At 69.0% G+C, this 12,513-nt stretch carries 10 protein-coding genes; 4 read left to right on the top strand and 6 right to left on the bottom strand.

All coding sequences use genetic code 11. The features are described from left to right. Positions 1-361: 361 nt before the first annotated feature. Together VBO01S_RS07840 and VBO01S_RS07835 are read left to right on the top strand one after the other, a co-directional pair. A complete protein-coding gene (locus VBO01S_RS07840; RefSeq protein ID WP_062472770.1) occupies positions 362-1,600 on the top strand; it encodes an ammonium transporter in 1,239 nt (412 codons plus the stop codon). A gap of 21 nt (positions 1,601-1,621) precedes the next feature. Further along, positions 1,622-1,924 carry a hypothetical protein gene (locus tag VBO01S_RS07835; RefSeq protein WP_082818034.1) on the top strand — a complete coding sequence of 101 codons (303 nt, stop codon included), beginning with the start codon at positions 1,622-1,624 and terminating at the stop codon, positions 1,922-1,924. Positions 1,925-1,931: 7 nt separating this feature from the next. Here the strand turns inward: VBO01S_RS07835 and VBO01S_RS07830 are convergent, their stop codons facing one another. The 4 genes from VBO01S_RS07830 to amaB all read right to left on the bottom strand — a co-directional run bounded on the left by VBO01S_RS07830 (position 1,932) and on the right by amaB (position 7,396). After that, positions 1,932-3,605, bottom strand: coding sequence for a thiamine pyrophosphate-binding protein (locus VBO01S_RS07830; protein WP_062472768.1), 1,674 nt, complete (start codon positions 3,603-3,605; stop codon positions 1,932-1,934). 29 nt (positions 3,606-3,634) lie between these two features. Then, positions 3,635-4,852, bottom strand: a complete 1,218-nt coding sequence (locus tag VBO01S_RS07825) for a pyridoxal phosphate-dependent aminotransferase (protein WP_062472766.1) — start codon at positions 4,850-4,852, stop codon at positions 3,635-3,637. After that, entirely contained in the window at positions 4,849-5,757 is a 909-nt protein-coding gene (locus VBO01S_RS07820; protein ID WP_062472764.1) for an amino acid ABC transporter substrate-binding protein, read from the bottom strand. The genes VBO01S_RS07825 and VBO01S_RS07820 overlap by 4 nt, the downstream gene beginning before the upstream one ends. Positions 5,758-5,857: 100 nt before the next feature. Further along, complete coding sequence (gene amaB, locus VBO01S_RS07815) at positions 5,858-7,396, bottom strand: L-piperidine-6-carboxylate dehydrogenase (protein WP_062472761.1); 1,539 nt, start codon at positions 7,394-7,396, stop codon at positions 5,858-5,860. Between the two features lie 181 nt (positions 7,397-7,577). On the opposite strand from amaB, the gene VBO01S_RS07810 reads away from it, so the two are divergent. Then, positions 7,578-7,853, top strand: coding sequence for a GIY-YIG nuclease family protein (locus VBO01S_RS07810; RefSeq protein ID WP_062472759.1), 276 nt, complete (start codon positions 7,578-7,580; stop codon positions 7,851-7,853). 309 nt (positions 7,854-8,162) lie between these two features. Here the strand turns inward: VBO01S_RS07810 and VBO01S_RS07805 are convergent, their stop codons facing one another. Together VBO01S_RS07805 and VBO01S_RS07800 are read right to left on the bottom strand one after the other, a co-directional pair. Beyond that, complete coding sequence (locus tag VBO01S_RS07805; RefSeq protein ID WP_062472757.1) at positions 8,163-9,797, bottom strand: GMC family oxidoreductase; 1,635 nt, start codon at positions 9,795-9,797, stop codon at positions 8,163-8,165. Between the two features lie 71 nt (positions 9,798-9,868). After that, positions 9,869-11,386, bottom strand: coding sequence for a CoA-acylating methylmalonate-semialdehyde dehydrogenase (locus VBO01S_RS07800; RefSeq protein WP_062472755.1), 1,518 nt, complete (start codon positions 11,384-11,386; stop codon positions 9,869-9,871). A gap of 86 nt (positions 11,387-11,472) precedes the next feature. On the opposite strand from VBO01S_RS07800, the gene VBO01S_RS07795 reads away from it, so the two are divergent. Then, complete coding sequence (locus VBO01S_RS07795; RefSeq protein WP_062472753.1) at positions 11,473-12,381, top strand: LysR family transcriptional regulator; 909 nt, start codon at positions 11,473-11,475, stop codon at positions 12,379-12,381. Positions 12,382-12,513 lie beyond the last annotated feature (132 nt).

The following is a 12,513-nucleotide window of genomic DNA, read 5'->3' as shown; positions in this document are numbered from 1 at the left end:
GCTGGCCAGGAGGCTTGTTTGGCTTGGAGGAATGCGCCCGCATTCGCGCTGCGAACAGGCAAAAAAAAGCGCCGACCAGCGGCGCTTTTCAAATATCAGACAGGCATCTCGTACGGAGCCTTTGAAGAATGTTCTTGTTGATCGATCGGAAGCTTGTCTCCTCGGACCCTCGGCAGTACGAGCAGGGCCCGTCGCGAGTGCGCAGATTGTGCAAGCGCGCACCCGCCCGGTGCATTAGGAATTACCCGCTTCGTGTTACTTCGACCCTTCGGTTGGGAAACCAAAGTGTTTCAGTCAGTTAACAAGATGGCATGACTCGTGCACACAGGCCTCTTGTCCACCACTCCAAGAAGAAACGGTCATGGCCCTGCTGGCACCCCAAGCCTCCCTGAACGCGGCCGACACCGCCTGGATGATGACCTCGACCGCGCTGGTGCTGCTGATGACGCTGCCCGGCATCGCGCTCTTCTATGCCGGCATGGTGCGACGCAAGAACGTGCTGGCCACCATGGCCGGGGTGGTGGCGATCGCCGCCGTGGTCTCGCTGACCTGGTTCGCGCTCGGCTACTCGCTGGCCTTCACGCCCGGCTGGCCCTGGCTGGGCAAGCTCTCGCGCATCGGCTTCTCGGGCTTCGAGTACCTGAAGGAGGCCGGCCAGGTGGCCGTGAGCCACGTGGCGCCGAACGTGCCGGAATCGGTCTACGCCATGTTCCAGCTGAGCTTCGCGATCATCACCACCGCGCTGGTGCTCGGCGCTTTTGTCGAGCGCATGCGCTTCTCGGCGCTGCTGTGGTTCGCGCTGCTGTGGAGCGTGCTCGTGTACGCGCCGGTCGCGCACTGGGTGTGGGAGCCGGGCGGCTGGCTCGCGCAGATGGGTGCGCTCGACTTCGCGGGCGGCTCGGTGGTGCACGTCAACGCGGGCATCGCGGGGCTGGTGTGCGCCTATGCGCTCGGGCCGCGCCGGGGCTACGGGCGCGAGGCCTTCGAGCCCTACAGCCTGGCGCTCACCATGACGGGTGCGGGCCTGCTGTGGGTGGGCTGGTTCGGCTTCAATGCGGGCTCGGCGGTGGCGGCCGACGGGCGCGCGGGCCTGGCGATGCTGGTGACGCACATCGCGGCGGCGGCCGGCGCCATGAGCTGGATGATCGGCGAATGGATCGTGCGCCGCAGCCCGTCGCTCTTGGGCCTGTGCTCCGGCCTCGTGGCGGGGCTGGTGGCGATCACGCCGGCGGCCGGCTTCGTCACGCCGCTGTCGGCGCTGGCCATCGGCGCCATCGCCGGGCTGGCCTGCTACTGGGGCGCCACGGGCCTGAAGCACCTGCTCGGTGCGGACGACTCGCTCGACGTGTTCGGCGTGCACGGCATCGGCGGCATCGTGGGCGCGCTGCTCACGGGCGTGTTCGCCGACCCGCGCATCTCGGGCGCGGCGGGCAATGTGCTGACGCAGGCGATCGCGGTCGCCAGCGTGGCGATCTACAGCGCGGCCGGCACGGCCATCGTGCTGTTCCTGGTGCATGTGCTGGTCGGATTGCGCGTCGACCCCGAGAGCGAACTGGTGGGCCTCGATCTTGCTCAACACAAGGAACACCTGGGAGCCTGACCCAACGACGGAGACCCCGCCATGCCCTCCATGTCCGAAAGCGAACGCATCGCGCTTGCAGCACGCCTTCACGTGGCACTGCGGCGAAAGCACGGGCGCGTGACCGACACCGAATGGATGGCCACCAATGCCGAGTACGCCGCCGAGATCGTGCGCATGACGCGCCAGCACGCCGCCGAGACCAAGGACGACGAGCTCGACCAGCTCGCCACGCGGCTGGAGCAGGCCATGGAGCCGCTGGCCCGCGCCGCGCGGCTGGCGGCGCGCCAGCCCGACGGCCTGCCGCCCACGCCGCCGCCGCGCTATGTCGGCGGGCTGCGCTGACGACGCTTCAGTTCGCCGCCAGCGCCGCCTTGCGGATCGATTCCAGCGTGCTCGCGGGCGTGATCGCCTCCGGGTCCAGCAGGCAATGCAGGATCGCCGGCTTGCCGCTGGCGCGCGCACGCGCGAGTGCGGGGCCGAATTCTTCCGTCGTGGTCACGCGTTCGCCGTGGCCGCCGAACACCTCGGCATAGCCGCGGAAGTCGGGGTTCTTCAACTGCGTGGCGCTGATGCGGCCGGGGTAGTGCTTTTCCTGGTGCATGCGGATCGTGCCGTACATGCCGTTGTCCAGCAGCACCACGAGGATCGGCAGGCCGTACTGCACGGCAGTGGCGAACTCCTGGCCGTGCATCATGAAATCGCCGTCGCCCGCGAACACGACCACCTCGCGTTCGGGCCACAGCCGCTTGGCACCGACGCCGGCCGGCAGGCCGTAGCCCATCGAGCCGCTGGTCGGCGCCAGTTGGCTCGCGAACGCGCGGAACGGCCAGAAGCGGTGCACCCAGGTCGCGAAGTTGCCCGCGCCGTTGCAGAAGATGGTATCGGCCGGCAGCACCTCGCGCAGGTGCTGCATGACCTCGCCCATCTGCAACGGGCCGGGAATGCGAATCGCGGCCGGATCGCTCCAGCGCAGGAAGTCTTCGCGCGCGGTCTTCGTCTCGGCCTGCCACACGGGCGGTGACGCCGGACGCAACGTGGACACCGCTTCGGCAAACGCCTGCGGCGTGGCGTGGATGCCCTGCGTCGGGCGGTAGAGCTTGCCGAGCTCGTCGGCATCGGCGTGCACATGCACCAGCGCCTGCTTCGGCTGCGGGATCGCGAACAGCTCATAGCCTTGCGACGGCACTTCCGACAGGCGCCCGCCGACCAGCAGCACCAAGTCCGCATTGCGGATGCGTTCCAGCATGCGCGGATTCGCGCCGAGCCCCAGGTCGCCCGCATAGCAAGGGTGCTCGGCGGACATCAGCATCTGGCGGCGGAACGAGCAGTACACGGGCAGCGCATGCGCCTCGGCGAACTGCGCGAACTGCTGCGTCGCGGCTTCGGACCAGCGGCTGCCGCCCAGGATGACGACGGGCCGCTGCGCCTGCGACAGGCGCTGCTGCAGCTCGGCGATCTGCGCCGCGCCCGGATGGGTTTCGGTGACGGCATACGGCAGCGCATCGGCCACCACGGCGGCTTCGGTCAGCATGTCTTCGGGCAGCGCGATCACCACCGGGCCGGGCCGGCCCGAGGTCGCGACATGGAAGGCGCGCGACACCAGCTCGGGCACGCGCGCCGGATCGTCGATCTGCACGACCCACTTGGCCATCGTGCCGAAGACCGCGCCGTAGTCCAGCTCCTGGAAGGCTTCGCGGCCCATCGCATCGCGCGCGACCTGGCCGACGAACAGCAGGAGCGGCGTCGAGTCCTGGTGCGCGATGTGCACGCCGGCCGCCGCATTGGTGGCGCCAGGGCCGCGCGTGACGAAGCAGATGCCGGGCTGGCCCGTCAGCTTGCCCTGCGCCTCGGCCATCATCGCCGCGCCGCCTTCCTGCCGGCACACCGTCACGTCGATCGATGCGTCGTGCAGCGCGTCGAGCACGGCCAGGAAGCTTTCGCCGGGCACGCAGAAGAGCTGCTTGACGCCGTGGGTGATGAGCTGGTCGACCAGGATCTGGCCGCCGGTGCGGGAGGAAGTCATGAGGGTTCCAGTGGAATGAAGAGGAGAGGTCAGGAGAGCGCGGCGCAGGCGGCGGCGATGCGCGCACAGGCCTCTTCGAGCTGCGCCATCGACGTCGCATACGAGATGCGGAAATACGGCGCGAGCCCGAACACGCTGCCCGGCACCACCGCCACCTCGAAGTCCTGCAGCAGGTAGCGGCAGAAGTCGCTGTCGGTCTGCAGCAGCGCGCCGGCGGCAGTGCGCTTTCCGAGCACGCCCGCGCAACTTGCGAAGGTGTAGAAGGCGCCCTCGGGCACGCGGCAGTGCAGGCCCGGCGTGCGGTTGAGCGCGGCCACGACGACATCGCGGCGCTGTTGAAAGGATGCGCAGCGCTCGGCCACGATGCCCTGTGGGCCGGTGAGCGCCTCGATCGCCGCGGCCTGGCTCACAGACGACGGGCACGAGGTCGACTGGCTCTGCACCACGGCCATCGCCGCGATCAGCGGGCGCGGGCCGGCGCCGTAGCCCACGCGCCAACCGGTCATCGCATAAGCCTTCGACACGCCGTTCACCGTGAGCGTGCGTTCGCGCAAGCGCGGCTCCACGGCCACCGGCGTTGCGAACGCGAGGCCGTCGTAGAGGATGTGCTCGTAGATGTCGTCCGCCAGCACCCAGACGTGGGGATGGTCGAGCAGCACGTCGGTGATCGGCTGGAGCTGCGCGGCGCTGTAGGCCGCACCGCTCGGGTTCGACGGCGAGTTCAGAAACAGCCAGCGCGTGCGCGGCGTGATGGCCGCCTGCAGCTGCGCTGCCGTCAGCCGAAAGCCGTTCTCTTCGCCGCACGCCACCGACACCGGCACGCCGCCGCAGATCTGCACGATGTCGGCGTACGAGGTCCAGTACGGCGCGGGCAGGATCACTTCGTCGCCCGGGTTCAGGCTCGCCATCAGCGCATTGAAGATCACCTGCTTGGCGCCCGCGCTCACGCTGATCTCGTCGAGTGCGAAGTCCAGCGCGTTGTCGCGCTTGAACTTCAGCTGCACCGCCGCCTTCATCGCCGGGCTGCCGTCGAGCACCGTGTAGCGCGTGTCGCCGCGCGCAATGGCCAGCGAGGCCGCATGCCGGATGTTCTCGGGCGTGTCGAAGTCGGGCTCGCCCGCGCCCAGCACGATCACCGGGCGGCCGGCGCGCTTGAGCGCCTGCGCATGGTCGGTGATGCGCAGGATCTCCGAGACGTGGATGGCGCGCACGCGTTGCGCCGGCGAGAACACGGCGGCGTCTGTCACTTGGCGTAGGCCTCCAGTGGCTTGTCGTTGGGTTCGAGCACGAGCTGCTTGAGCGCGGGGCTCATCGGCAGGTTGAGGCTGGTGTTCTTCGGCGGGATCGCGGCCACGAACCACTTGGTGTAGATCTTCTCGAGCTCGCCGCTCTTCATGAGCTTGCGCAGTGAATCGTCCACCGCGGCCTTGAAGGCTGGGTCGTCCTTGCGGAACAGCAGCGCGATCGGCTCCGAGCCCAGCGCCTCGCCGGTGATGCGGTAGGCCGTCGGGTTCTTCGAGTTCGCGATGATGCCGGCGAGCAGGTTGTCGTCGAGCACGAAGGCATCGGCGCGGCCCGACTCCATGAGCAGGAAGCTCTCCAGGTGATCCTTGCCGAGCATCGTGTTGTACGAGACGTTCTGCGCGCGCTCGCGCTTGCGCAGCAATTGCACGGCGGTGGTGCCGGTCGAGGCCGACACGTTGCGGCCCGCGAGCTGGTCGAGCGTGGTGATGCCCGAGTCGACCTTGGTCGCCATGCGCACTTCGCTCACATACGTGGTGAGCGCGAAGGCCACCTGCTGCTGGCGCGCGGTGTTGTTGGTGGTGGGGCCGCAGCCGATGTCCAGCGTGCCGTTCTGCACCAGCGGGATGGTGTTCTGCGCGGTCACGGCCATGTACTCGAGCTTGGCGTTGGGCGTGATGTCCTTGAGCACGCGCTCGCAGAGTTCGACGTGGTAGCCCACGTACTTCTCGCCCGCGCCCAGCATGTAGGCCATGGGCGGCGAGGCTTCGCGCACGCCGAGCACGACCTTGCCGCTCGCCTTGATCTTGTCGAGCGTGCCGCCCGTGGGCGCCTGCTGCGCGGTGGCGGTGGTGCCGAAAGCGAGCGCAAGCAGCGCGGCGGTGGCGAGGGTCTTCAGTTGCATCTTCATCTTTGCTGTCTCCTGGTGGTTTTTCTGGGGGGATAGGTGCGGCCGCTGCCTGGCCGCCGCGGCGAAATGCCGCGCGGCAGGCGCCATGGGCCGGGGTTGTTCAGTCGCCGATGTCGAAGGTCACGCCCTGCGCAAGGGGGAGTGCCGTCGAGTAGTTGATCGTGTTGGTCGCGCGGCGCATGTAGGCCTTCCAGCTGTCCGAGCCCGCTTCGCGCCCGCCGCCGGTTTCCTTCTCGCCGCCGAAGGCGCCGCCGATCTCGGCGCCGCTCGGGCCGATGTTGACGTTGGCGATGCCGCAGTCCGAACCCGCGCTGGACATGAAGCGCTCGGCCTCGCGCACATTGAGCGTGAAGATCGACGACGACAGGCCCGCGCCCACTGCGTTGTGCCACTCGATGGCTTCGTCAAGCGAGCTGTAGCGCACCACATAGAGGATGGGCGCGAAGGTTTCGCGCAGCACCGGGCCGGCGTGCGACTTCAGCTCCACCAGCGCGGGACGCACATAGAACGCGTCCTGCGTGCCGATGCCCTCGACACGCTGGCCGCCGTGCACCGTGGCGCCGGTCTCGCGGCTTTCGTTCAGGGCCTTCTGCATGCCGTCGAAGGCCGCGCGGTCGATCAGCGGACCGACCAGCGTGCCGGCCTCGCGTGGGTCGCCCACCTGCACGTTGCCGTAGACCTTCACGAGCTTGGGCACCAGCTGGTCGTACACGCTCTCGTGCACGAACAGGCGCCGCAGCGTGGTGCAGCGCTGGCCCGCCGTGCCCATGGCCGCGAAGGCGATGCCGCGCAGCGTGAGGTCCAGGTCGGCCGAGGGCGTGACGATGGCGGCGTTGTTGCCACCCAGTTCGAGGATCGCGCGGGCGAAGCGCGCCGCCAGCTTCGGCCCGACCTGCCGGCCCATCGCCGTGGAGCCGGTGGCCGAGAGGATCGGCACGCGGGGGTCGTCGACCAGCACCTCGCCGATGTCGCGCGGGCCCAGCAGCAAACCGAGCAGGCCTTCGGGCGCGTCGCCGAAGCGTTCGATGGCGCGCTGCGCGATGGCGTGCACGGCCAGCGCGGTGAGCGGTGTTTTCTCTGAAGGCTTCCACACCACCGGGTCGCCGCACACCAGCGCGAGCGCCGCGTTCCACGACCACACGGCCACGGGAAAGTTGAAGGCCGAGATCACGCCGCACACGCCCAGCGGGTGCCAGGTTTCCATCATCCGGTGCTCGGCGCGCTCGGTGGCCAGCGTGAGGCCGTAGAGCTGGCGCGAGAGGCCGACCGCGAAGTCGCAGATGTCGATCATTTCCTGCACCTCGCCCGCGCCCTCGGACGGGATCTTGCCGGCCTCCAGCGTGACGAGGCGGCCCAGGTCGCGCTTGGCGGCGCGCAGCTCTTCGCCCAGCAGGCGCACCAGCTCGCCGCGGCGCGGCGCCGGCACCAGGCGCCAGGCCTTGAAGGCCTCGTGCGCACGGCCGATGGCGCCGGTGGCTTCCACGGCCGTGGTCTGCGGCACCTGCGCGATCACCTCGCCGCTGACCGGCGAGCGCACCGTGAGGTCGCCGCGGGTGTGGGCGGTGCGGGGCACGCCCAGGCGATGCAGCAGTTGGTCAACCTCGGCGGGAAGGGACACGGGGGTCTGGGCTTCTGGCATGGACGCTCCAGGGAGAAGGAAGGACAGAAGAAGAAATGCGACAGCAGGAACGGGCCAATATGTGCGAAACCCGCGCCCTTGCCTAGCGAAAAATTGGAAGGACTTGGTGCGTTTTTCGAATGAACTTCATGGTGACACCTTCCTTCAACGCACGATAAGCGCCTGCCCGCACAATGCGCGCGTGCCCCGAAAACCGCCCGATCCCTCGCCGCCCCCACCCTATTGGCTCTACCTGCTGGAATGCGAAGGCGGCGTGTACTACGCGGGCATCGCGCTCGACGTGGAGCAGCGCTTCTTCCAGCATGTCTTCGGGCTGGGCGCCAAGTTCACGCGCGCGCGTCCGCCGCAGCGCGTGCTGGCGGCACGCCAGTACCCCGACAAGGGCGCCGCGCTGCGGGCGGAGATCGCGCTCAAGGCGCTGCCTCGCGCGCGCAAGCTGGCGTTCTTCGACAGTTAGCCACCCGCCGCAGGCGACCTGCACAGCATCACCGGCAGACACAGCAGATAGCGCACGGCGCCGGCCAGCCCTGCGCCGTGGGCTGGAGGAGCAGGCGGCACCGCCCGATGCGGAAATCCGGCAGCAGGCGCTCGATGCCGCCGCGGCCTCGCGCCCGCTGCTGGCCGAGGCCTTCGCCAGCTACCGCAAGGCCGGCCCCGATGCGATGTTCGAGGTCGGCGTGGACCTCATGCTCGAAGGCGCCAAGGCGCCAAGGCGCGCCTGGCGGCTGACACCCAGCGCGGCGCCAAGCCGCGCCGCTGAACCGCCTCAGCGGTTGCGGTTGTCTTCCAGGATCCAGCCCGCCGCCTTCTCCGCCATCATCAGCGTCGGGCTGTTGGTGTTGCCGCTGGTGATGGTGGGCATCGCGCCCGCATCGACCACGCGCAGGCCGTGCACGCCGCGCACGCGCAGGCGCGCGTCGAGCACCGCCATCGGGTCGCCGTCGGCGCCCATCTTGGTGGTGCCGACCGGGTGGAAGATGGTGGTGGCGATGTCACCGGCCAACCGCGCGAGGTCTTCGTCGGTCTGGTACTGCACGCCGGGCTTCCACTCCTGCGGCTTGTACTTGGCGAGCGCGGGCTGCTGCGCGATGCGGCGCGTCACGCGCAGCGAATCGGCCGCCACCTTGCGGTCTTCCTCGGTGCTCAGGTAGTTGGGTGCGATGGCGGGCGCGTCTTCGAAACGCGCGCTCTTGATGCGCACCGAGCCCCGGCTCGTCGGGTTCAGGTTGCACACGCTCGCGGTGAAGGCCGGGAAGCTGTGCAGCGGTTCGCCGAAGGCGTCGAGCGACAGCGGCTGCACGTGGTATTGGATGTTGGGCCACGCGCGGTCGGGCGAGCTGCGCGTGAAGGCGCCGAGCTGCGACGGCGCCATGCTCATCGGGCCGCTGCGTTTCAGCAGGTATTCGAGACCGATCTTCGCCTTGCCGACCAGCGACGAGGCCAGCACGTTGAGCGTGGGCGCGCCCTCGATCTTGTAGACCGCGCGGATCTGCAGATGGTCCTGCAGGTTGGCGCCGACGCCGGGCGCGTCCAGCGCCACGTCGATGCCGTGCTGGCGCAGCAGCTCGGCCGGGCCGACGCCCGACAGCTGCAGGATCTGCGGCGAGCCGATGGCGCCCGCGCTCAGGATCACTTCGCACTCGGCATGCGCCGTGGTCATCTCGGAGCCGTCCCACACCTGCGCCCCGGTGCAGCGTTTCGTGCCGTCGGGCAGCGTCTCGAACAGCAGGCGCGACACCTGCGCGCCGGTCCACAGTTCGAAGTTGGGGCGGCCGTAGCAGGTGGGCCGCAGGAAGGCCTTGGCGGTGTTCCAGCGCCAGCCGTTCTTCTGATTGACCTGGAAGTAGCCCACGCCTTCGTTGCTGCCGCGGTTGAAGTCGGCGGTGTGCGGCACGCCGGCCTGCACGGCCGCGTCGGCGAAGGCGTCGAGGATGTCCCAACGCAGCCGCTGTTTCTCGACACGCCACTCACCACCCGCGCCGTGCATCTCGTCGGCGCCGAGGTAGAAGTCTTCGTGCTTGCGAAAGGCCGGCAGCACGTTCTCCCAGCGCCAGCCCTCGTCGCCCGTGAGTTCAGCCCAGTGCTCGTAGTCGCGCGACTGGCCGCGCATGTAGATCATGCCGTTGATGCTCGAGCAGCCGCCCAGCGTCTTGCCGCGCGGATAGCGCAGCGTGCGGCCGTTCAGGCCCGCGTCGGGCTCGGTGTTGTAGAGCCAGTCGGTGCGCGGGTTGCCGATGCAGTACAGGTAGCCCACCGGAATGTGGATCCAGTGGTAGTCGTCCTTGCGGCCGGCCTCGATGAGCAGCACGCGCTTGGTCTTGTCGGCGCTCAGGCGGTTGGCGATGAGCGAGCCGGCGGTGCCGGCGCCGATGATGATGTAGTCGAAGGTGGTGTCGCTCATGGCGGCTGGCTTTTTGTCTCTCGTTGTTCTTCGGATGCGAAGCGCCGCGCGTGCGGCGCCCCCTTTTACCTTTACTTCGCCGTGGGCATCACGAACTCGGCGCCCTTGCCGATGCTCTCCGGCCAGCGCTGCATGATCGACTTCTGCTTCGTATAGAAGCGCACGCCCTCTTCGCCATACGCGTGCATGTCGCCGAACAGGCTCTTCTTCCAGCCGCCGAAGCCGTGCCAGGCCATCGGCACCGGGATCGGCACGTTGATGCCGACCATGCCGACCTGGATGCGGCGGCCGAACTCGCGCGCCACGTTGCCGTCGCGCGTGAAGCAGCTCACGCCGTTGCCGAACTCGTGCGCGTTGATGAGGTCGACGGCTTCCTTGAAGGTCGCGACGCGCAGGCAGCCCAGCACGGGGCCGAAGATCTCTTCCTTGTAGATGCGCATCTCGGGCGTGACGTGGTCGAACAGCGTGCCGCCCATCCAGAAGCCGTCGCCACAGCCTTCGCCCGCCTTGTTGCCGTCGAAGCTGCGGCCGTCGACCAGCAGCTTCGCGCCTTCCTTCTCGCCCTGCGCGATGTAGCCGGAGATGCGCTCGTGCGCGGCGCGCGTGACGATCGGGCCCATCTCGGCCGCGAGGTTCTCGCCGTCGAGCACCTTCAGCGTCTTCGTGCGCTCGATGAGCTTGGGCAGCAGCCGGTCGGCCACGTCGCCCACCAGCACCGCGACGCTGATCGCCATGCAGCGCTCGCCGGCCGAGCCGTAGCCGGCGCCGATGAGGGCGTCCACGGCCTGGTCGATGTCGGCGTCGGGCATGACGACCATGTGGTTCTTCGCGCCGCCCAGCGCCTGCACGCGCTTGCCGTGGCGTGCGCCGGTTTCGTAGATGTAGTTGGCAATGGGCGTGGAGCCCACGAAGCTGATCGCCTTGACGTCGGGGTGCTCCAGCAGCGCATCGACCGCGGCCTTGTCGCCCTGCACCACGTTGAACACGCCGTCGGGCAGGCCGGCCTTCTTGAGCAGCTCGGCCATCAGCAGCGACGGGCTCGGGTCGGTCGGGCTGGGCTTGAGCACGAAGGTGTTGCCCGCGGCAATGGCCACCGGGAACATCCACATCGGCACCATCACCGGGAAGTTGAAGGGCGTGATGCCCGCGACCACGCCCAGCGGCTGGCGCAGCGTCCAGTTGTCGATGCCGGTGCTCACCTGGTCGGTGAAGTCGCCCTTGAGCAGCTGCGGAATGCCGCAGGCGAACTCGACGATGTCGATGCCGCGGCTCACCTCGCCCTGCGCGTCGGTGAACACCTTGCCGTGCTCGGCGGTGATGAGGTGGGCGAGCTCGTCCTTGTGCTGGTTGAGCAACTCGAGGAACTTGAACATCACGCGCGCCCGGCGGATCGGCGGCGTGTCGGCCCAGGCCGGGAACGCGGCCTGCGCGGCGGCCACGGCGGCCCCCACCTGGGCGGCGTCGGCCAGGCCGACCTTGCCGGTGACGGCGCCGGTGGCGGGGTTGGTCACGTCCTGCGTGCGGCCGGAGGTGTTGGCGGCGGGGGCGCCGGCGATGTGGTGATCGATATTTCGGGTGCTGATGGACATGTGCGGGTCTCCTGAAGGCAATTTGGCCCAATCCACGAAGAGAAAGCCAATGAATTCGCGTCGATGGCGCTATAAATCAGTCTTATATGACTACGTCATCGATGGACCTCCAGATTCTGCGCGCCTTCATCCTGGCGGCGCGCGAGGGCAACGTCTCGCGCGCCGCCGAGAAGCTGCACCTGACGCAGCCTGCGGTGAGCCTGCAGCTCAAGCGTTTCGCAGAAGAAACCGGGCTGGTGCTGTTCACCCGCACGCCGCACGGGCTGGCGCTCACGGCCGACGGCGCGGCCATGCTGCCGCAGGCCGAGCGCGTGCTGGCGGCCGTGGGCGACCTGCAGCAGGCCGCGCGCAACCTGCAGGTCACGGTGCGCGGGGCGCTGCGCATCGGCACCATCCTCGACCCGGAGTTCACGCGGCTGGGCGTGTTCCTGCGCGAGCTGGTCGAGGCCGCGCCGCAGATCGAGACCGAACTGCGCCACGGCATGAGCGGCAGCGTGCTGGCGCAGGTGCTGCGCGGCGAGCTCGACGTGGGTTTTCACCTCGACCCGGGCGATGAACCCGACGACGCCGCGCCGGCGCCGCTGGCGGTGCGCACCCTCACCCGCTTCAGCTACCGCGTGGTCGCGCCGGCCGGCTGGGGCCCGCAGGTGCTGGGGCGCGACTGGAAGGCGCTGGCCGCCCTGCCCTGGCTGGCCACGCCGCCCGAGTCGGCGCACCACCGTTTGCTGGAACGCGTGTTCGGCCCGCTCGGCCTGGCGCCCCGGCGCGTGGCGCTGGTCGACCAGGAGGCCTCGATGCTCGACCTGCTGAAGTCGGGCGTGGGCCTGAGCCTGGTGCGCGACTCGATCGCCATCCGCGAAAGCCAGGCCCACGGCCTCGTGCTGGCCGACCGCGTGCGGCTGGATTGCGCGCTGCGTTTCGTCTCGCTGGCCGCGCGACGCGACGAGCCCGTGATCGCCAGCGCCTGGGATGCGCTGGCCCGGGCCTGGAGCTGAAGATTGGCTGAAAAAAACGGCGTCTGGCCCTACGCAAACGAAGGGCCAGACGCACACAAGCCCCGGATGCACGCGGTTACGATGCGCGCTCTCGCTTGGACCTTTGTTTACGTTTTGTCCCGCACCTTTGCC

Source organism: Variovorax boronicumulans NBRC 103145 (assembly GCF_001591345.1).
GTDB classification, from domain to species: domain Bacteria; phylum Pseudomonadota; class Gammaproteobacteria; order Burkholderiales; family Burkholderiaceae_C; genus Variovorax; species Variovorax boronicumulans.
This window is presented reverse-complemented; position numbering and strand designations above follow the sequence as displayed.